Source organism: Enterococcus sp. FDAARGOS_553 (assembly GCF_003812305.1).
In the GTDB taxonomy this organism is placed as follows: Bacteria; Bacillota; Bacilli; order Lactobacillales; family Enterococcaceae; genus Enterococcus_D; species Enterococcus_D gallinarum.
The window spans coordinates 600,100-620,963 of sequence record NZ_CP033740.1 but is presented as its reverse complement, the minus strand read 5'-3'; the positions used below and the strand labels follow the sequence as shown (position 1 = coordinate 620,963).

15 protein-coding genes and 1 pseudogene are annotated in these 20,864 nt (G+C 42.3%); 10 read left to right on the top strand and 6 right to left on the bottom strand.

Annotation, left to right across the window (positions count from 1 at the left end):
• Positions 1–73: 73 nt before the first annotated feature.
• The 3 genes and pseudogenes from EGX73_RS03300 to EGX73_RS03290 form a co-directional block, all read right to left on the bottom strand.
• Positions 74–1,627, bottom strand: a complete 1,554-nt coding sequence (locus EGX73_RS03300; protein WP_005470122.1) for a response regulator — start codon at positions 1,625–1,627, stop codon at positions 74–76.
• Positions 1,605–3,055 (bottom strand): annotated as a pseudogene (locus tag EGX73_RS16455) (histidine kinase). Before EGX73_RS16455 ends, EGX73_RS03300 begins: the two are co-directional and overlap by 23 nt.
• 10 nt (positions 3,056–3,065) lie before the next feature.
• Positions 3,066–4,031, bottom strand: coding sequence for an ABC transporter substrate-binding protein (locus EGX73_RS03290; RefSeq protein WP_021150555.1), 966 nt, complete (start codon positions 4,029–4,031; stop codon positions 3,066–3,068).
• 252 nt (positions 4,032–4,283) lie between these two features.
• On the opposite strand from EGX73_RS03290, the gene chvE reads away from it, so the two are divergent.
• The 5 genes from chvE to EGX73_RS03265 all read left to right on the top strand — a co-directional run bounded on the left by chvE (position 4,284) and on the right by EGX73_RS03265 (position 10,335).
• Positions 4,284–5,381, top strand: coding sequence for a multiple monosaccharide ABC transporter substrate-binding protein (gene chvE, locus EGX73_RS03285; protein ID WP_021150554.1), 1,098 nt, complete (start codon positions 4,284–4,286; stop codon positions 5,379–5,381).
• 196 nt (positions 5,382–5,577) lie between these two features.
• Entirely contained in the window at positions 5,578–7,107 is a 1,530-nt protein-coding gene (gene mmsA / locus EGX73_RS03280) for a multiple monosaccharide ABC transporter ATP-binding protein (protein ID WP_003128175.1), read from the top strand.
• 1 nt (position 7,108) lies between these two features.
• Positions 7,109–8,308: a multiple monosaccharide ABC transporter permease gene (gene mmsB / locus EGX73_RS03275; RefSeq protein WP_003128177.1), complete on the top strand. Its 1,200-nt coding sequence runs from the start codon at positions 7,109–7,111 to the stop codon at positions 8,306–8,308.
• A gap of 12 nt (positions 8,309–8,320) precedes the next feature.
• Positions 8,321–8,653 (top strand): PTS sugar transporter subunit IIB, encoded by a 333-nt coding sequence (locus tag EGX73_RS03270; protein WP_003128178.1) that lies wholly within the window; start codon positions 8,321–8,323, stop codon positions 8,651–8,653.
• Between the two features lie 236 nt (positions 8,654–8,889).
• Positions 8,890–10,335: an alpha-L-fucosidase gene (locus EGX73_RS03265; RefSeq protein WP_029486307.1), complete on the top strand. Its 1,446-nt coding sequence runs from the start codon at positions 8,890–8,892 to the stop codon at positions 10,333–10,335.
• A gap of 146 nt (positions 10,336–10,481) precedes the next feature.
• On the opposite strand, the gene EGX73_RS03260 is transcribed toward EGX73_RS03265, so the two are convergent.
• Both EGX73_RS03260 and EGX73_RS03255 read right to left on the bottom strand, forming a co-directional pair.
• On the bottom strand, positions 10,482–11,591 hold the full coding sequence (locus tag EGX73_RS03260) for an ABC transporter ATP-binding protein (protein WP_003128181.1): 1,110 nt from the start codon (positions 11,589–11,591) through the stop codon (positions 10,482–10,484).
• A 108-nt stretch (positions 11,592–11,699) separates the two neighbouring features.
• A complete protein-coding gene (locus EGX73_RS03255; RefSeq protein ID WP_003128182.1) occupies positions 11,700–12,605 on the bottom strand; it encodes a helix-turn-helix domain-containing protein in 906 nt (301 codons plus the stop codon).
• Positions 12,606–12,759: 154 nt separating this feature from the next.
• Between EGX73_RS03255 and EGX73_RS03250 the strand changes: the two genes are divergently transcribed.
• From EGX73_RS03250 to EGX73_RS03230, 5 genes are all read left to right on the top strand, one after another.
• Positions 12,760–13,854 (top strand): GntR family transcriptional regulator, encoded by a 1,095-nt coding sequence (locus EGX73_RS03250; RefSeq protein ID WP_003128184.1) that lies wholly within the window; start codon positions 12,760–12,762, stop codon positions 13,852–13,854.
• A gap of 37 nt (positions 13,855–13,891) precedes the next feature.
• Positions 13,892–15,484 carry a xylulokinase gene (locus tag EGX73_RS03245; RefSeq protein ID WP_041119874.1) on the top strand — a complete coding sequence of 531 codons (1,593 nt, stop codon included), beginning with the start codon at positions 13,892–13,894 and terminating at the stop codon, positions 15,482–15,484.
• Between the two features lie 22 nt (positions 15,485–15,506).
• The gene (locus EGX73_RS03240; RefSeq protein WP_003128188.1) at positions 15,507–16,202 is read left to right on the top strand and encodes an L-ribulose-5-phosphate 4-epimerase; all 696 of its coding nucleotides are present in this window, start codon (positions 15,507–15,509) and stop codon (positions 16,200–16,202) included.
• 19 nt (positions 16,203–16,221) lie between these two features.
• Positions 16,222–17,646: an L-arabinose isomerase gene (gene araA / locus EGX73_RS03235; protein WP_005470136.1), complete on the top strand. Its 1,425-nt coding sequence runs from the start codon at positions 16,222–16,224 to the stop codon at positions 17,644–17,646.
• Positions 17,647–17,861: 215 nt separating this feature from the next.
• On the top strand, positions 17,862–20,225 hold the full coding sequence (locus tag EGX73_RS03230) for a phosphoketolase (RefSeq protein WP_123866733.1): 2,364 nt from the start codon (positions 17,862–17,864) through the stop codon (positions 20,223–20,225).
• Positions 20,226–20,289: 64 nt separating this feature from the next.
• On the opposite strand, the gene EGX73_RS15905 is transcribed toward EGX73_RS03230, so the two are convergent.
• Entirely contained in the window at positions 20,290–20,463 is a 174-nt protein-coding gene (locus EGX73_RS15905) for a hypothetical protein (protein WP_005470142.1), read from the bottom strand.
• Positions 20,464–20,864 lie beyond the last annotated feature (401 nt).

Genomic DNA, 20,864 nt, shown 5'->3' with positions numbered 1-20,864 from the left:
TTGCATTATTTGCTAGCCTAAAAAACCAGTCCAGCCTTATGTATAAGGTTGGGCTGGTTTTTTTGAACTTCTGTCAATGGTGGATCTGACGATACTCTTTGGGTGAAATCTGTTCTTTTTTCTTGAATAGGAAAGAGAAGTAATTTGGATCATTGTAACCAATATCAAAGGCGATCTCGGAAAGGCGCAAATTTGTTGTGATCAGTAGTTTTTTTGCCAATGAAAGCCGCTGTTCTGTGAGGTATTCAATGAATGTGGCATCGGTTGCTTGCGAGAAAATCGTACTGAAATGGGCGGGGCTCAAGTTGACTTTTTCTGCAACGACATTCAACGAAATATTTGGATCAGAAAAATTTTTGTCAATAAACTGTTTTGCCTGACTGATCACACTTTGATACTTTGCCATTGCCGGATTGATTTGCTGCTTGACTAAGTATGTAAGCAGTGCAGTCACTTTGTCTTGGTAGTTGTGTGGCTCACTTGTCAGTTGGGATAAATAGTCTAAATCCGCAGTTTGAGCTAGCAAGTCCTTTTGTTCTTTGCCTTCACGCTTTTTTACCAGCGCAATCAATTCTACCAGAACAAAAAAACGATACATTTGGGTTCTTTCTGCAGTTCCTTGAGCGGACATGATTTCATTGACTAAGTCATTGATCGCCTCTGGCTCAGTCTGGGAGATTCGTTCGGCAAGGTCGATTTTGAAAGGATTCGTAGGAGATAATTCTCCTTCTTTCATATCATCCTCATAGCTAATGATCTTTTCCTTGCGGATGCCGCCATACGTTTTCAACATCCCGTTGGCTTTGTGATAGGAAGTTGGAATGTCCGAAAACCGCTCAACTACCGGTCCGATGGCAACTGCCACTTCCTCACTTGAGTCATGGGTGAGCGCTTGTGCCATTTGGTAGGCTTTCTCGAGTACAGCATCTTTGTTGAAATCAAAAAGCAGGAATTTGATGAAGCGACTGGAAATGCTGGAGAATAAGACTGTTTCATCGGAACCATAAGTAGAAGTCAACTGCTTACTGAAGCGGGTATAATCCGAAAAATTCTGATTGTATGGTGTCTTGGCCAACAAGACACAAAATTGTTTACCAGAAAAGGAACGCTTTAGCTCGGTCGCTTGCTGGAAAGCTTCTGAAATTGTGATTTTACTTGCGAAAAGAGTATTCAAAAAGAGATTCTTTCTGACCTCCATTCGCAGGAGTTCATCATCTTGTGAGAGATAGTGTTGTTCTTGGGACTGTTGGTCCAATGCAGCAATGACTTTAATCAATGTCTGTTCAAGGTCCTCATTTTTGATCGGTTTCAACAAATAGTCATCAGCTTGCAATTGTAGCGCTGTTTTTGCGTAATCAAAATCATCGAAGCCGCTAATAAAAATAATTCGAACAAGTGGCAATAATTTTTTGGCCTCTTTGGCAAAGGTCAGTCCATCCATAAAAGGCATTTTGATGTCCGTCAAAATGATATCTGGACGAATGTCAAGAATCGATGCAAGTGCCAACTCGCCATCTGCCGCTTCATTACTATAAATAATGGGGTATTTTTCAGCTAGAGAAATAATCTGATGCCGCAAGTTATCACGGATCAGGTGTTCATCTTCAACTATGAAGACTTTGTACATTAGTGGGCTCCTCCTTTTTTAGGAACGATGATCGAAATCGTTGTTCCTTGTGATTCAATACTCGCGATATCAAATTGTACGTCACTACCGTAATTTAGTAATAGACGACGATAAACATTATAAAGACCATACCCATTTTCTGGATCGGGATCTGTATTTTCTTTCAGATTATGCTGGATGGCCATTAATCGTTCGTGGGAAATGCCAATACCGTTATCACGGACAGACATCTGGATTGTCTGTTCATATTCCTGAATCGTGATGGTGATTTTTCCTACTCGGCGTACAAACTTGGTGCCATGATAGACGGCATTTTCAACTAAAGGCTGTAGGATCATCTTTAAAACTAGTAGGTCTTGGGAAGTGGTCTGCTGGTTGATTTCATAGGTCAGCATCTCCCCATAACGGATCTTTAGGATCGTTAAATAGTCAGCAACATGGCGCAACTCTTTTGAAAGAGGGATCCAGTCGTGCCCTTTGCTTAGTGAAATCCGAAAAAAATCGGAGAGGGCGTACGTCATTTCAGTTGCTTGTTCATATCGTTCTACTTCGATCAAAGAGACGATCGCATCCAAACTATTGTAAATAAAGTGAGGCGTGATCTGTGCTTGCAACACACGAACTTCACTTTGAGCCAAATGGTATTGTTTCAAAGCATTCTCTTCTAATAAACGGGTTAAATCATCCGCCATTTTATTCAAACTGCTCGTCAATGTGCGCAATTCCGGTGTATCAGGCAGGACTGCTCGAAAGCCGAGATGCCCCTTGGGCAAGTTCATCAGATAATTCGACTAGACGATCCAATGGATTTTGGAGATTTTCGCGAACAAAGCGGCGATTTTTAGAAATAAAGTAAATAATCAAAAGAATCAAAAGCAATTGAAAAGCGATCAATAACAAGACAGATTGAATCAAATCTTGATTGGTTTGACTTGCCAAACTAATCTCTACACGAACAAATTCCTGCAGGATTTCAGATAATAATTCAATTACAGAATCCACCTGGACCATCACATATTGATTTTTTTCTAGTGGTTCATCGTTAGCAATATTTTCGATGAGCTTGTTTTGGTAGGTTTCTAATGAATCCAGTGTACGTAAGGCAACAGCCAACGTGTTCTTTTCTTTGGCTGTATTCGTATTTGTTTGGATATGGTCAAGATCCGCGCGCAATTCTTCAATGACGTTATTGACTTGAACATCCGCCACGCTCTTTTGGCCAAAGACAAGATCCCACATTTCTTCTAAAACAATTGCATCCACTTTACCCGAGAGCTGATTGGCTTCTTCAATATTGTTGATCGTATTTTGATAAATAAAAATTTGGCGGGAATAAAAGATACTACTGATCAATAAAGGAAGAAAAGCGACTAAGATCATCAATTTATTGGTTTGTTGGAAGATGCCCTTTATACTTGTCTTTTTCATGAATGACTCCTTAATAATTTCGGGGTGGAATCTGGTCAAAATCCATATCACTTGAAAAAACTGTCTCGTGGACATAGATTTCTTTTGGAACTGCACTTCTGCCCCGACTTAAATAACGGGAAATAGCATTTTTAACGAAGATACCAGCATCGGGATTACATTCAACAACGCAATTAACGATGCCGTTTTTCAAATTGTCGATCATTTCTTTTTGAGCATCAATCGTAACGATAACAATGTCTTTTCCAGGGACGATATCTGTTTGTTTCAAGGCTTCTAACGCGCCGATAGTCATTTCATCGTTATGACTGAATAAAACATCGATGTCGGCCATTTTTCCTTCTGCAATATATTGTTCAATCACTTCTTTGCCTTTTCTACGAATGAAGTCGCCATTCAAGGCATCAGTTACTTGAATAGTGACATTGTTTTTCGCATAATCTCGTTTGATGGTTTCTCGAAAGCCATCTGAACGTAGTTGCGTAGGGGATGTATCACTGAGTCCGGTCAACTCCAGCACGTTGATCGTTTCATTTTCATGATGCTTGAAATAATTGCTGACATAAAGGCCAGCTCGATTGCCTTCCGCTTTGAAACTAGGACCGATATGTGTCAAAAATAAGGAAGGATCTGCCAGATCCACATGACGATCAACGATAAAAACAGGGATACCTGCATTGGCCGCCTCTTCGAGTATTGGTTCCCAACCATCTTCTTGTAATGGAGTAAAGACGATTGCATCTACTTGGTAAACGATAAAACTGCGGATATCTTGGATCTGTCTTTCTTGATTCATATAGCCATTTCGATAAAGTACTTCATACCCTTCTTTCTCTAACTCTGTCCGAATCGATTCAGTATGACGTTTACGCCAACTGCTTTCTGTACCAGATTGCGAAAAGCCAATGACAATGCTCTCTTTAGCAGATTCATTGGTCCCCTCAGCTGGTCGTTGGCAGGCGCTAAGACTGGTCATAAGCAGGATCGAAAGGAAGATGTGTAACCTTTTTTTATCCATAATTTCACCCCCGACCTCTATTTTACCAAAAAAAGGTAAGCGCTTTTCTTAATTTCAAGATTCCGAAAAAAAACAAGGTAATCGAAAGAAAATCAAGGTTTGAATTCCAATGTCCCAAGAAATCAAAGAAACTACCAAAAATAGTTAATGTAAGCGATTGCTGTTTTTTCTATACTTAGCCTGTAAGTAAAAGTATGGAGGGATCAATAAATGAAAAGCACAATGAAAAAAATCGTAGGTATCGCTTCAACCGTTCTCTTGGGAGGGATGTTGGCAGCTTGCGGAAACGGCTCAGATAGTGGTGGAGCCAGCAGCGGGGACAAAGGGTTTGTGGGAATCGCTATGCCTACAAAATCAGCAGAACGTTGGATTGCCGATGGAAACAATATGGTAGATGAACTGGAAAAGTTAGGCTACAAAACAGACTTGCAATATGGCGAAGATAAGGTTGAGAATCAGGTCGCTCAAATTGAAAACATGATCACTAAAGGCGTCGATACATTAGTGATTGCTTCTATTGATGGTTCCGCGCTTACCGATGTTCTCGAAAAGGCTCATAACGAGGACATCAAAGTGATTGCTTATGATCGGTTATTGATGAATTCGGAGTACGTCGATTACTATGCAACCTTTGACAATTTCGGTGTGGGTGTTTTACAAGCTTCTTATATTGAAGACAAGCTAGGCCTGAAAGATGGAAAAGGACCCTTCAATATCGAATTGTTTGGTGGTTCACCGGATGATAACAATGCGTTGATCAATTACAATGGCGTGATGTCTGTTTTTCAACAGTATATTGATAGTGGTCAATTAGTGGTTCCTTCGGGTCAGACGAATTTCAACCAAATCGCAACACTGCGCTGGGATGGTTCTACTGCACAGGCACGGATGGACAACTTATTGAGTGCCAACTATACCGATAAAACATTAGATGCCGTTCTTTCTCCTTATGATCCAATCAGTTTAGGAATCATCTCATCCCTAAAAGGTGTGGGGTATGGTTCTTCTGAAAAACCATTACCTGTAATTACAGGACAAGATGCAACCATTGCTGGAGTTAAATCGATCATTGCTGGAGAACAAACGCAAACGATTTTCAAAGATACCCGAGTTCTAGCCAAAAACACGATCGAAATGATCGAAGCAATCGCCAATGGCGAAGAAGTCCCAGTCAATGATACCGAAACTTATGACAATGGGGTCAAAGTGGTACCGACCTATCTATCTAATCCAGTCTCTGTAGATAGCAGCAATTATAAAGAAGAGCTTGTGGACAGTGACTATTACACGGAAAAAGATCTGGGCTAGTTGTTGACAGTGGGGCTGTCAAAAGCGCAAAAAAGGTAAAAGAGCAGCTGAAGGGATAATGATCGGGGCAAATCAGCGGATACTCCAATGTTTTGCCCTGTTCTTTCTTGTTTGTCAAAGAGCCGTTCTTTTGAATGGATCATTTTATTTCTTCTGCAGAATCTCTGACTACATAAAAAGAAAAGGGTGAAAGGACATGGCAGATTATATTCTCGAAATGAAGAATATCGTCAAAGAATTTTCAGGCGTACGAGCATTAAGCAATGTAAATCTTTCGATCGAACGTGGTGAGATCCATGCGCTATGTGGTGAAAACGGCGCAGGAAAATCTACATTGATGAATGTGCTAAGCGGTTTGTATCCACATGGCACGTATGAAGGTGAAATATATTACGAAGGAGAGCTCTGTAAATTTAAAGATTTACGAGATAGCGAAGAAAAAGGGATCGTAATCATTCATCAAGAGCTGGCTTTAAGTCCTTATTTATCCATCAAAGAGAATATTTTTTTAGGAAATGAACAAGCCAAAAATGGCATCATCGATTGGAATATCACAGAAAAGAAGACCGATAATTTATTAAAAACAGTTGGCTTGCGTCTTGATCCTAATACATTGGTTTCACAAATCGGTGTAGGGCAGCAGCAGCTAGTAGAGATCGCCAAAGCATTTTCTAAATCAGTCCGATTATTGATTTTAGATGAACCAACAGCCGCTCTGAATGAAGAAGAAAGTGCCAATTTACTAGAATTGATCAAAGAATTTCGTAATCAAGGGATTACTTCCATCATTATTTCTCATAAGTTGAATGAAATAGTCAATGTCGCCGATCGCATCACGATTTTGCGCGATGGACAAACCATTGAAACGATGGCTGGCAATCAGATTTCTGAAGAGCGAATCATTCGCGGGATGGTTGGTCGTGACTTGACGAATCGCTATCCGGAACGGCATCCCCAGATTGGTGATCCTTTTTTTGAAGTGAAGAATTGGACCGTTCATCATCCTATCGATACAAATCGAATCGTGAACGAAGACCTCAATTTGATGATCCGCAAAGGAGAAATCATCGGCATTGCTGGGCTTATGGGCGCGGGACGAACAGAATTTGCGATGAGTGTCTTTGGGCATTCCTATGGCAGCAATATCACGGGCGAAGTCTATAAAGAAGGGCAACAAATCTCCGTAAAAGATGTTCCAGCTGCCGTTAGAAATGGGCTTGCGTATGTCTCAGAGGACCGTAAAGCATTAGGACTTAATCTATTGATGGACATTCGGGAGAACACAACGATTGCTAGTCTGAATAAAATCAGTCGCAACGGTGTTTTGGACAAAGAGAAAGAAGTAATTTTGGCAGAAGAATACCGCAAAAAAATGCGGACGAAAACCAATTCAATCTATCAAAATGTTGGCAGCCTTAGCGGCGGAAACCAGCAAAAAGTTGTTTTGGCTAAGTGGTTGATGACGGAACCGGATATTTTATTTTTAGATGAGCCAACACGAGGAATCGATGTTGGAGCAAAATATGAAATTTATACGATCATTGAAGAAATGGCATCTGCGGGTAAAGCAATCTGTATCATTTCCTCCGAGCTGCCGGAACTTTTGGGTATGTGTGACCGGATCTATACGATGAATGAAGGGCGTTTTACAGGAGAAGTATTGCGGCAAGATGCGGATCAAGAACTGCTGATGAACTTGATGACATTAGAAGAGAGTGGGGTTTAGGATGGAAACAACGAATAAATTAAAAAAAGTGCAAAAACATTCTATCAAAGACAAAGCGTTAGAGATTTTTAGCAAATACAGCATGATTATTATCCTGGTCGTCTTATTGATTGCCTTTCAAGCAATGACAGATGGTATTTTCTGGCGACCATTGAACATCACCAATCTTGTTTTGCAAAATAGTCATATATTGGTTTTAGCTGCGGGGATGTTACTAGTTGTCTTGTTAGGGCATGTCGATTTGTCTGTCGGATCTGTCATGGCGTTTGTTGGCGCAATCGCCGGCGTCTTGATGGTCAATAATGGCATGAGTCCCTGGGTGGCTGTGCCATTATGTGTACTGATTGGTGCGTTGATTGGCGCTTGGCAAGGTTTCTGGGTAGCTTATGTGGGGATTCCTGCTTTTATTGTTACGTTGTCTGGACTGTTGATGTTCCGTGGATTGACTCAAGTCGTTCTGGGAGGACAATCTTTAGCACCATTTCCTACCTCGTTTCAAAAAATTTCAACAGGCTATTTACCTGATATTGTCAGCAGCGATCATATTCATCTCCTTTCAATGATTATCGGTGTCGGTATCACGGCACTATTGATTTTTGGTCAATGGCGAACCCGGGAACGCCGCAAGAAAAATTTGTTTGAAGTAGAGTCCACCAGTACCTTTTTGTTCAAAGCTCTTTTCATCGGCGTCGTTTTCATTGGCGCAACTTATGTGTTCGCTTCTTATCAGGGTTACCCGATCATCTTGATTTTATTAGGAGTCATCGTCGCAGCATATGGATTCTTAACAAATAAAACAGTTGCCGGTCGTCAAATCTATGCAACTGGTGGAAATAGGAAAGCCGCTGAACTGTCAGGAATCAAAACGAAAAAAATCACTTTCTGGGTCTTTGTCAATATGGGCGCGATGGCGGCATTGGCAGGTTTGGTTTTGGCTGCCCGATTGAACGCTGCGACACCACAAGCAGGAACCTCTATGGAACTGGATGCCATGGCTGCCGTTTATTTTGGCGGTGCCTCAACTTCTGGCGGAATCGGAACGATCATGGGTGCGATCGTCGGCGGATTAGTGATGGGAGTACTGAATAATGGGATGTCGATTCTAGGTGTAGGGGTCGACTGGCAACAGGCAATCAAAGGATTGATCTTGCTGTTAGCAGTTGTCTTAGATATTTATAATAAGAAAAAGAAAATATCTTAGGAGGCTGTAAATATGGGGACAGAAGCACAAAAGACGATCTTATTGATCTGTACAGCAGGCATCACAACAGGTCTATTAGTGAAAAACATGCAGCGAGCAGCGGATGAACAAGGAATAACTGTCCATATTTATTCAGCACCAGCAATCATTGCTGAACAAATCATTCAAAATCAGACTGTTGATGCATTACTGATTGGACCACAATCGAAATATGAAATCAATCGCTTAAAAGATTTTTTGAACTATAAAGCAGTTCCGTATAAACTAATCACACCAGAAGATTACGAGCTTCTTGATGGTGAAGCGGTCTTAGCAGATAGTTTAACATTATTGCAGTTGAATTAGTTCTCGGCTATTCTGGTGTTGCAATCCTGAACGCAACCTGTGGAAAAAAACTATGTGAAACAAACTAAACTATGTAATTTAGAGTAGTGGCTTGTCAATTCATTTGGCATCTACTACTCTATTTGCTGTAAAGACCAAAAACAAAACAACTGCGGTTAGTGAGCCATCGCCAGTAAGAACACTTATCTGAATGGGTTCCAGTTTGCTGACAATCAGTTGGAGAAAGGGGAAGTGCGATGAAAGTTGAAGAATTGACGGCGATCCGTCCGAGTTACCGTCAACTACTATGGCAAGCACGGGAATTTTATGGCTTTATTCATTTTGGCTTGAATACCATGACGAATCGGGAATGGGGAAATGGGAGAGAATCCTTAGCACTATTTGACCCGCAAGCAGTGGACTGTAAAGAGTGGGTCACGCTTTGCAAATGCAGTGGGATGAAAGGGATGATCTTAACCTGTAAGCACCATGATGGCTTCTGTTTATGGCCCAGCAACTATTCGCAGCAGACAGTCGCTTATACACCTTGGAAAAATGGCAAAGGAGATTTAGTCAAAGAATTGTCGGAGGCTTGTCAAGAAGCAGGGATGGCGTTTGGCATCTATCTTTCTCCGTGGGATCAGCACGCCGCAAGCTACGGCACCGGACAGGCCTATAACGAGGTGTATGTGGGTCAATTGACAGAATTATTGACGCAGTATGGTGAAATAGCAGAAGTGTGGCTTGATGGAGCCAATGGAGAAGGACCTAACGGAAAGCGGCAGTTTTATGACTGGCAAAGATATTATCAACAGATTCGGCAATTACAGCCGGATGCTGTGATTGCCGTTTGCGGTCCAGATGTTCGCTGGATCGGAAATGAAGCCGGGCACACAAGGCAGAATGAGTGGAGTGTCGTTCCCCGTGAGCTATTGGATGCCGAAAAGACGGCCGAAAAATCACAACAAACAGACACAGCAGAATTCCGGACGACAATCTCAAGTATGGCAGAAGATTTAGGTAGCCGATCTGTATTGAGAAACTACGATTCCAACAGAGATTTAGTCTGGTATCCCGCAGAGGTCAATCTATCAATCAGACCCGGCTGGTTTTATCATCCGGAAGAGGATACAGCAGTGAAAAGTGCCGAAACATTATTTTCTTTGTATCGGAAAGCGGTAGGAGGAAACGCGGTATTTTTATTAAATGTTCCGCCAATGCCCAATGGGGCGATCCACCCGAAAGATCAGCAGTCACTGATGCAATTAGGGCAATATCTACGGCCATTACAAACGGATCAGCCGTTGTACCAAGGACAGATCACAGCTTCTTCCCAAAAATCACCCTGGGATCAAGAAAGCCTGCAGAAGGTTACCTCATCAAAGAAGACGTATTGGCAACCTGCGGATAACGATCATGAGCCGTGGGTAACAGTGACTTTTGCACAACCAACACAAATCAATACAGTGATTTTACAAGAAGAAATCCGCGAGAGTCAGAGAATTGAAAAAGCAGTACTTTATTATGAAAAAGATGGCAAGGATTGCTTTTTAGCAGAATGCGGAACTGTCGGGTATAAGAAAATCATTGATGTCGACCCAGTTACTACTAAAAGAATCAAAGTTGTTTTCTTGGCATATCGTCAATACCCAACGATCAAAAAATTTTATGTACGCTTTCTTGAGAAGAGAGCTTCAAAGTAGTCCCTTCACCTAAAGAGAATCCACCCAAAAACAGACAGCCGCAGAGCTGTCTGTTTTCAGGGGATACAAATAAGGAATAAAAGTGGATATTAGTTAATTGCAACTGTCTAGGGGGCAAACCAAGGACAGTGCAAGAAAACTACAAATTAAGGTAACGTGATCACATTCTCAGATGTCTTATCAAAGAAGTGGGCTTTGTTGATGTTGAAAGCAAGATCAATCACTTCACCTGGACGATGGAAGTCACGAGCATCTACTTTAGAGATAAACTCAGTGGAACCAATCTTTGTATAAAGCATTGTTTCAGCACCAAGCAGTTCAGAAACGACTACTTCTGCACGGACAGTTGCTTCTGGTGAAGCTTCCAATGCGATTTGTTCGCTGTGGATATCTTCTGGACGGATACCAAAGACTAATTCCTTGCCTTCGTACCCTTTTTCGATAAGGACTTTGTTTTTGCCTTCAGGAATACGTAAGTTTAATCCATGGCCGTCTGAGATCATGCCGTTTTTCAAAGTAACTGTAAAGAAGTTCATAGCAGGTGAACCGATAAAGCCGGCAACAAACATATTTTTAGGTGAGTTGTACACTTCTTTCGGTGAACCGATTTGTTGAATAAATCCGTCTTTCATAATAACGATTCGGTCTGCCATTGTCATCGCTTCTGTTTGGTCATGGGTTACATAAATCGTAGTTGTTTCAAGACGTTGATGCAGTTTCGCAATCTCCGCACGCATTGCTACCCGTAATTTCGCATCTAAGTTTGACAAAGGTTCATCCATCAAGAAGACTTTGGCATCACGTACGATGGCACGACCCAAAGCTACCCGTTGACGTTGTCCACCAGATAGTGCGGCTGGTTTACGGTCTAGATATTCTGTCAATCCTAAGATCTCGGCAGCATTTTCTACCCGTTTTTTGATTTCTTCTTTATCGTATTTACGTAATTTCAATCCGAAAGCCATGTTGTTGAAAACTGTCATATGTGGATACAACGCATAGTTCTGGAATACCATGGCAATATCACGATCTTTTGGTGCGACATCGTTCATTACTTTGCCGCCGATGGATAATTCTCCTTCAGAAATATCTTCTAATCCAGCGATCATCCGCAGCGTTGTTGACTTTCCGCAACCGGAAGGTCCAACAAAAACAATAAACTCGCGATCAGAAATATCTAAATTAAAATCTGTTACAGAATAATTATCATTGTTGTCGTATTTTTTATGCACGTGTTTCAGAGCCATTTCTACCATTAGGATTACCTCTTTCCATTTAGTTTACACCTGTATCATAAATGAAAACGCTTTGATTCAGCAACGGAAATATGCACAAGAAAAAAAACGTTTTCTTGTGCAAGTTGTTCAATCGGCTGGATGAGCGAAATTTTTGATAAGAAAATAGCACAGCAGCAGATCATCCATTTCTTTTAAGTTCAGATTAGTCATACTTTGGAATTTATCGATCTTATAAAGTAGTGTATTGCGATGCATGAAGAGTGACTTGGCTGTAGAACTGGCATTTCCTTGATTTTTCCACAGCGACTCGATCAAATGGATAAGATCGCTTTCCTGAAACCAATCCTGATAAAGTGTTCGAAATAATAGTTGATAGTCGGAACCGGCAGTGCTTAGCAAATGGATCAGAGATGTAGCCAGATCCAAACTTTTTAAATTGGTTTGTCGAGTCAATTGTTGAAAAAGAGTCATTTCTTCAGTCAGCAGAAGTGTGAAATCATGGCTCGAATGGTGAAACGGCCCTACAAATAAATGCGAGTAGCAGTCAAAATCCATATCTAAAGCAACAAATAAACCATCCAGTTCATCTAAGCGCAAGTTCTCACCAGCCCGCTGTTCAACAATCAACGCACTGTCTTCGGTAACAAAAAAGAGGTCGACGACATGGGGGAGCATTTGCTGGATCTCTTGCAGCCACTCAGTCTGCAATAAATCGATCCCACTCGTAAATTTCACTTGCAACAAGCGATAATCACCGGTCTCATTTATCGGCTGATGTTCAAATAAAATCGGGTACCATGGTCGAAAACGGTTGTCGATTACCGGAAACAGTGCACCGCTGCCTAATTGCAGCATGATTCTTTCTTTTGCCGATAGATCGGCAGTAGGCAGCCAGATGAATTTCTGACCAAATGGAATCGATTCGATTCCTGGATCTGTTGATTTTGCTGGATGCAAAGCAGCGTTTGGGTAATTTTCTTTAATATCTTTAAAAGAGAAAATAGGAAGAACCTCCTTTGCTGTCGTTGTCATTTATTGTATAGCAATTCATCTTTTCTGAACAGTTGCAATTGATCGAATCGTGCATTTAGCAGAGGCTGCCACTGACTATTATATTTCTGCTTCAGGTAAAAAATTGATTTTTACAAAATTACATTGACAAGAAAGCGCATTCTAAATATACTATATGTACGGACAACTTTCGAAAGATGGGATTAATATGACAACGAAGTACGAACAACTTGCGAATGAATTACGGGAAAACATCCGTTTAGGAACCTATAAAGAAGGAATGACGATTCCTTCGGAGGCTGTATTACAAGAAGAATATCATTTGAGCCGACATACCGTGCGACAAGCGATTGCTTTGCTAGTAAACGAAGGCTATTTACGTAAGGAAAGAGGATCTGGTACGTACGTTTCAAAACCTGAGAATCTTCCGCAACGCAGCCATAAAACGATTGGCATCATCATGACGTATCTGTCGGATTATATCTTCCCTTCAATTATGCGCGGAGTCGAGCAGACATTGCGGGAACAAGGCTATTCTTTGCTGTTGGGATCAACAAATAATGACCATGAACAAGAACGAGCTTGCCTTCAACAAATGATGGACCAAGGAGTAGATGGCTTAATCGTTGAACCGACGAAGAGCAGTCAATACAATCCCAATTTGGCCTACTACATGGCATTGAAAGAAGCAGGGATTCCGCTAGTGATGATCAATGCCTACTATGAAGAACTGGATCTGCCTCATATTTGTGTCAATGACACTCGTTCAGGCTATCTAGCCACGAATTATTTATTGGAACAGCAGCATCAACACTTGATGCTGATCACTAAAATTGATGATTTACAAGGGAAATATCGGATGAAAGGTTTTGTCAAAGCTTTGGAACAAGCAAAGAAAACATTTGCTGCTGAAGATGTCGTGACTTATACCACAGAAACCAAAGAGGCTGTCATTGCACAAGCGATTGACCGGTTGAACCAATCGAATGAGATCACTGGAATCGTCTGTTATAACGATGAAATTGCACATGGGTTGATCCAGCAATTAGAAGCCAATGGAAAGCGTGTACCAGAAGATTATTCAATTGTAGGAAATGATGATTCACCTTTAAGTACATTGACTTCACCAGGAATAACCACACTGGCTCACCCAAAGGAAGAGATGGGGATTTTAGCGGCACAATGGGTCACCTCAGGAACTACGTTGGAAGAAACGTTTTATTATGAGCCAGAATTGATTGTTCGCGGCTCCGTCATGAGCCATTCGTGATTTCATGTATATCAAAATTCAAAAGGAGAGAAGAGAAATGGAGCAGCAAATAAGTGAAGCGATTCAAGAAGGGCGCACGGCACTTGGAATCGAGTTAGGATCCACAAGAATTAAAGCTGTCTTGATCGATGAGCAATTTCAAACCATCGCAACCGGTAGTTATGAGTGGGAGAATCAGTTATTAGATGGTGTCTGGACCTATTCTTTGGCATCTGTCTGGCAAGGAATCCAAGAAAGCTATCAAGCATTAGCAGCTTCTGTTCAATCCCGATACGGGGAACCTTTGACGAGAATTGGTTCAATTGGTTTTTCCGCTATGATGCATGGGTATCTCGCTTTTGATGAGAATGATCAGTTATTGGTGCCTTTCCGCACTTGGCGCAATGCCAGCACAGAAGCAGCCGAAAAGGCTCTAACTGAATTGTTCCAATACAATATTCCGCAACGCTGGAGTATCGCTCATCTGTACCAAGCCATTTTGAATCAAGAAGCGCATATACCGGAAGTCAACTTTTTGACGACATTAGCGGGCTATGTTCATTGGCAGCTGACAGGTGAAAAAGTAATCGGTATTGGGGATGCCTCGGGAATGTTCCCAATCGACAGCCTACAAAAAGACTATGATCGACAGATGATGGCCCAGTTTGATGATCTGATCCTTCCAGAAAATTTACCTTGGCAGTTAGCAGATATTTTGCCCAAAGTCTTAGTGGCTGGTGAAGCAGCAGGCACTTTGTCGGCAGCAGGTGCTTTGCGGTTAGATCCAACAGGAACATTGTTGCCGGGTATTCCATTCTGTCCACCCGAAGGAGATGCGGGAACCGGAATGGTTGCGACGAATAGTGTTGCGCAAAGGAGTGGAAATGTCTCTGCCGGAACATCAGCTTTTGCTATGATCGTTCTTGAAAGCGGTCTCTCTAAAGTCTATCCAGAAATTGATCTGGTAACAACGCCAGCAGGAGATTTAGTTGGCATGGTTCATACGAATAATTGTACTTCGGAGATCAATGCATGGGTCAAAGTTTTTCGGGAATTTGTAGAAGCAGCAGGGGTCGAAATGAGCACAGAAGCTCTGTTTACGACATTGTTCAACCAAGCACTGAAAGGAGATCCTGACTGTGGTGGGTTGTTGTCTTATGGGTATTACTCAGGAGAGAATATTACAAAAATAGCAGCTGGTAGACCATTGTTTGTTCGCTCCCCAGAAAGCCGCTTTACTTTAGCAAACTTTATGCGGCTCCATTTGTTTAGTGCGTTTGGTGCGATGAAGATCGGGATGGATATCCTAACTAAAGAACAAGTCAAGATCGACCGAATCGTAGGACACGGAGGGATTTTCAAGACTCCGACTGTTGCGCAGCGGGTGTTGGCTGCTGCGATGGAAGCACCAGTGACGGTGATGGAAACAGCAGGAGAAGGTGGTGCTTGGGGCATCGCTTTACTGGCAGCATTTATGAAAAAAAAATCGGTAGAAGAAACACTTACAGTCTTTTTATCCAGAGTTTTCCAAGGAAAAGAAGGGACAACTTTAGCGCCATTACCTGAGGATATAGTTGGTTTTACTGAGTTTGTTAAGCGCTACCAACACGGTCTGCCGATCGAGCAAGCAGCGATCGATGGATTGATTTAAAACAAAAATAGAGGTGAGTCATTTGTTAGAACAATTGAAAGAAGCCGTCTTCCAAGCCAATTTAGCTCTGCCAAAACAGGGCTTGATCAAATACACTTGGGGCAATGTGTCTGCCGTTGACCGCAGCCAGCAGCTATTTGTGATCAAACCTAGTGGGGTTGATTATGAAACGATGCAAGCTAGTGATATGGTGGTCTGCGATTTTGAGGGGAACGTTGTTGAAGGAAAGATGAATCCTTCTTCTGATACCCCTACTCACGCTGTATTGTATCGAGCGTTTCCAGAAATTGGCGGCATCGTCCATACCCACTCCACTTGGGCAACAAGTTGGGCACAGGCAGGAGTTGATTTGCCGGCAATGGGCACGACCCACGCTGACACCTTTTATGGCAGTGTCCCTTGTGCGCGCTTTTTGACACAGGAAGAAATTGACCGTGGTTATGAAGCAGAGACTGGAAACGTGATTGTTGAAACTTTCCAGGAACGCGGTATCCAACCTTTAGAGATTCCCGGCGTCTTGCTGCAGGGACATGGTCCATTCACTTGGGGCAAAGATGCTCAAAGTGCAGTCATGAACGCAGTCGTTTTAGAAGAAGTAGCAAAGATGAACGTTGTGACGCGTCAGATCAATAGTTATGCACCGGAACTGCCGCAGCGCATCCTTGACAAGCATTATCTACGAAAACATGGCAAAGATGCCTACTATGGGCAAAAATAATCAAGAAGGAGCAGACAATATGTTAGCAATCAGTAAAAAAGAATTTTGGTTCGTTGTAGGATCTCAGCACTTATATGGGGAAGAAGCCTTGCAAGAAGTCCGGGATCATGCAGCTGAAATGGTCAAACGCTTGAATGACAGTGGAAATCTGCCTTATCCAGTCGTTTTACAAGAATTGGCAGTCACTGCGGACACGATTACAAAGATCATGAAGGAAGTCAATTATCGGGATGAAGTAGCTGGTGTCATTACTTGGATGCATACCTTCTCACCAGCAAAAATGTGGATCCGGGGAACGAAACTGCTGCAAAAACCATTGCTTCATTTGGCGACTCAATACAATGAACGCATTCCTTGGGAGACCATCGATATGGACTTTATGAATTTGAATCAGGCAGCCCATGGGGATCGCGAATATGGTTTTATCAATGCGCGTTTGCAGAAACAAAACAAAATCGTTGTCGGTTATTGGAAAAAAGAGACGGTCCAAAAAGAAATCGCAGCTTGGATGGATGTGGCGGTTGCTTACAATGAAAGTTTTGCTATCAAAGTCGCTCGTTTCGGCGACAACATGCGCAATGTTGGGGTAACAGAAGGGGACAAAGTCGAAGCACAAATCCAATTTGGTTGGACCGTGGATTACTTTGGCATTGGTGATCTTGTTCAAGTAATCGATGCTGTGACCGATGAAGAGATCAATGACTTGTTTGAAGAATACCGTAATTTGTATGAGTTTGATCAGGGAGATTATGAAGCCGCAATCTGGGAAGCACATGTGAAAGTACAGGCCAAACAAGAAATCGGCATCCGCCGTTTCTTAGAAGCAGGAGGCTATAGTGCGTTTACGACCAACTTTGAAGATCTTTATGGCATGCAACAGCTACCAGGATTAGCTGTACAGCGACTCATGGCGGAAGGATACGGATTTGCTGGTGAAGGTGACTGGAAAACAGCAGCCATCGATCGTCTTATGAAGATCATGGCACATAATAAAGCAACCGGTTTTATGGAAGACTATACCTATGAGTTGACCGAAGGCAAAGAAGCCATCTTGCAGTCGCATATGATGGAAGTGGATCCAGTATTGGCTGTCAATAAACCAAAAATCGTCGTTTCGCCGCTATCAATGGGGGATCGAGAAGACCCAGCACGATTAGTCTTTGACGGACAAGGTGGCGCAGGAGTAGTTGTATCTATGGCCGACTTTGGCACTCACTATAAATTATTGATCAATGAAGTCGATGCTTTTGAGCCAACAGAAGCCGCACCTAAATTGCCGGTGGCTCGCGTGATGTGGACGCCTCGTCCCGACTTTCATCAAGGAGTCAAACAATGGATCGAAACGGGAGGCGGACATCATACGGTTGTTTCATTAGCGTTGACGTCAGATCAAATCGAGACGTGGGCAAAACTCGTTGGTTTGGACTATGTGACGATCAAGTAGCTATTAAAAAAGTAGACAAGACAACAGAAAAGAGCCAACACTGACAAGACCAAACCCTCTCATACTGAAACATGTTGGGAGGAACTCTGGTCTTGTTTTTTCTTGTGCTGAAGCAGACAAATCATAAGAGAGATGCAAGGTGTACAATCAGCAAAATTGACTTTTAAAATCGAGACGCATAGACTTTTAATTAAGAGAAAGCAAGGAGGAGTAGTATGGAGACAACATTTGATACCCAAGAGTATTTTGACAAAATGAATGCTTGGTGGCGGGCAGCCAACTATCTTTCTGTCGGACAAATCTATTTGAAAGACAATCCACTGTTACGGCGGCCCATTGAAGAAAAAGATCTGAAAGTCAATCCGATTGGTCACTGGGGCACCATTGCTGGTCAGAATTTTATCTACACCCACTTGAATCGTGTCATCAATAAATATGATTTGAATATGTTCTACATTGAAGGACCTGGTCATGGAGGTCAGGTGATGGTTTCGAATGCCTATCTAGATGGAAGTTATACGGAAATCTATCCAGAAGTAACCCAAGATGAGGCCGGGATGCAGCATCTTTTCAAAATTTTTTCCTTCCCAGGAGGAATTGCTTCCCATGCGGCACCAGAAACACCAGGATCGATCCATGAAGGGGGCGAACTAGGTTATTCCATCGCGCATGGAACAGGAGCTGTCCTTGATAATCCTGATGTGATCGCTGCTGTTGTGGTTGGAGATGGCGAAGCTGAAACCGGTCCGTTAGCGGGCAGCTGGTTTTCTAATACATTTATCAATCCGGTAAATGATGGGGCTGTTCTGCCGATCTTACATCTGAACGGTGCTAAAATCTCTAATCCAACGATTCTGGCTCGCAAATCTGATGAAGACCTAACCAAGTATTTTGAAGGAATGGGTTGGACACCTTATTTTGTTGAGGGAGATGATCCTGCTACTGTTCATCCGCAAATGGCGAGAGCATTGGACCGCGCCGTTGAGCAGATCAAAGCGATTCAAACCAAAGCTCGTCAAGGAAAAGCTGATGAAGCAGTCATGCCCCACTGGCCTGTTCTGATCGTGCGCACACCTAAAGGATGGACAGGACCAAAAATTTGGGAGGGAGAGCCGATTGAAGGCGGTTTTCGCGCCCACCAAGTACCTATCCCAGTCAATGCGCATCAGATGGAGCACGTGGATGCACTAATCGATTGGCTGAAATCGTATAAGCCAGAAGAACTCTTTGATGAATCTGGCCGCATCAAGGCTGAGATTCAAGAACTCGCGCCGAAAGGACAGCAACGGATGGCAATGAATCCCATCACTAACGGGGGAATCGATCCTCAACCGTTGAAAATCACCGATTGGCGACAGCATGCGATCGATATTGGTGTTCCTGGCTCAACCACTGCTCAAGACATGATGGAGTTCGGAAAGTTTGCTCGGGATTTGATTGTTGAAAACCCGACTAATTTTAGAATCTTTGGTCCGGATGAAGCCAAATCCAATCGTTTGAACCATGTTTTTGAAGTGACAAATCGCCAATGGTTAGAACCAAAACAGCCAAACTATGATGAATGGCTAAGTGCTACCGGACGGGTGATTGATTCCCAATTATCGGAGCATCAAGCAGAAGGCTTCCTAGAAGGCTACGTCTTAACTGGGCGTCATGGCTTTTTTGCTAGCTATGAATCTTTCTTGCGAGTGGTTGATTCCATGATCACTCAGCACTTTAAGTGGACGCGTAAATCGAAAGAATTGCCTTGGCGCCATGCCTATCCGTCATTGAATTTGATTGCTTCCTCAACCGTATTCCAGCAAGACCATAATGGGTATACCCATCAAGACCCAGGGATCATAACACATATCGCTGAGAAAAAAGCGGAATTCGTACGGGTCTATCTACCAGCAGATGCCAATAGCTTGATGGCTGTAATGGCAGAAACATTCCAAACTGAAGAACAGATCAATCTGATTGTTTCTTCGAAACATCCTCGGCCGCAGTTTTATACGGCAGAAGAAGCGGAGATATTGGTAAAAGACGGCTTAAAGATCATTGATTGGGCTTCAACAGACCAAGGAGAACCTGATTTGGTGATCGCTGCAGCAGGGACAGAGCCAAATTTAGAAGCTCTCGCTGCTGTAAGCCTGCTGAATGAGGCGTTTCCAGAGTTGAAAATCCGCTTTATCAATGTTGTTGATTTATTGAAACTACGTCATCCGGATGTCGATCCTCGTGGATTGACAGATGAAGAATTTGAGGCTTACTTTACTAAGGACAAGCCAATCATTTTTGCTTTCCATGGCTATGAAGGACTGATTCGGGACATTTTCTTCGGCCGCAAGAATCAGCGTCTGCATATTCATGGCTATCGTGAAAATGGCGATATCACCACACCATTTGACATGCGGATCTTATCTGAACTTGATCGCTTCCATTTAGCGAAAGACGGCGCTGAGTGGGTCTATGGCGAACAAGCTGCCGACTTTGCGCAACGAATGACAGAGACGGTTGCCTATCACCATGACTTTATCCGTGAGAATGGCTATGACATTGCTGAAGTCCAAGATTGGCAATGGAAACCATTGAAATAGAAGACGAATCAAACAAAAAACTGTCCAGCAACGATCAAGAGATCTGTTGTTGGACAGTTTTTTTTTAAACAGAAGTCAAAATGCGATAAATTCCAATGAAGAAAGCTTTGATGCCTCGAAAGAAGCGGTTCTTATCGGTCAATTCATGATAGACTTCGGCGATCGTGCGACGGGTCAATAAATAGAAGAGAAATCCAATCAAAAATGTGAAAAGGAAAAAGAAAAACAACAGTCGCATAAATCATCACCTAAATTCTTACTCATTATTTCTTTATCTTAACAAAAAAAGCAAGGATAGGCGAAGCGATTTGATTTGGAACTGTAGATAAGGTTGGAGTAAAAAGCAAATCAACTATTTCACTGTCTGGAGAAATAGTTGATTAAGAGAAAGCTGCGATGAATAGTAATATATTCAGAGAATGTAAAATAATCTATCTGTCTCAAAAACCTTCGTTTTTGGGACAACACGAAAATAGACATCCGAAAACTTCGAATGTCTTACAAAACTTGAATTATAGATTTTTGTCGAAAAAATGTCTAAATGAGAAACTATTATCTAAAAAACGAAGATTTTTGGCACTAGAAGAAGGTACATGCATACAGAAAGCCTCAGAAAATCCATTTGTCGAAGTTGAGGGT

Bases quoted from the DNA above. Each gene is read 5' to 3' on its own strand.
- EGX73_RS03300 (WP_005470122.1), bottom strand. From the start codon at position 1,627: ATGTACAAAGTCTTCATAGTTGAAGATGAACACCTGATCCGTGATAAC.
- EGX73_RS03290 (WP_021150555.1), bottom strand. From the start codon at position 4,031: ATGACCAGTCTTAGCGCCTGCCAACGACCAGCTGAGGGGACCAATGAA.
- chvE (WP_021150554.1), top strand. From the start codon at position 4,284: ATGAAAAGCACAATGAAAAAAATCGTAGGTATCGCTTCAACCGTTCTC.
- mmsA (WP_003128175.1), top strand. From the start codon at position 5,578: ATGGCAGATTATATTCTCGAAATGAAGAATATCGTCAAAGAATTTTCA.
- mmsB (WP_003128177.1), top strand. From the start codon at position 7,109: ATGGAAACAACGAATAAATTAAAAAAAGTGCAAAAACATTCTATCAAA.
- EGX73_RS03270 (WP_003128178.1), top strand. From the start codon at position 8,321: ATGGGGACAGAAGCACAAAAGACGATCTTATTGATCTGTACAGCAGGC.
- EGX73_RS03265 (WP_029486307.1), top strand. From the start codon at position 8,890: ATGAAAGTTGAAGAATTGACGGCGATCCGTCCGAGTTACCGTCAACTA.
- EGX73_RS03260 (WP_003128181.1), bottom strand. From the start codon at position 11,591: ATGGTAGAAATGGCTCTGAAACACGTGCATAAAAAATACGACAACAAT.
- EGX73_RS03255 (WP_003128182.1), bottom strand. From the start codon at position 12,605: ATGACAACGACAGCAAAGGAGGTTCTTCCTATTTTCTCTTTTAAAGAT.
- EGX73_RS03250 (WP_003128184.1), top strand. From the start codon at position 12,760: ATGTACGGACAACTTTCGAAAGATGGGATTAATATGACAACGAAGTAC.
- EGX73_RS03245 (WP_041119874.1), top strand. From the start codon at position 13,892: ATGGAGCAGCAAATAAGTGAAGCGATTCAAGAAGGGCGCACGGCACTT.
- araA (WP_005470136.1), top strand. From the start codon at position 16,222: ATGTTAGCAATCAGTAAAAAAGAATTTTGGTTCGTTGTAGGATCTCAG.
- EGX73_RS03230 (WP_123866733.1), top strand. From the start codon at position 17,862: ATGGAGACAACATTTGATACCCAAGAGTATTTTGACAAAATGAATGCT.
- EGX73_RS15905 (WP_005470142.1), bottom strand. From the start codon at position 20,463: ATGCGACTGTTGTTTTTCTTTTTCCTTTTCACATTTTTGATTGGATTT.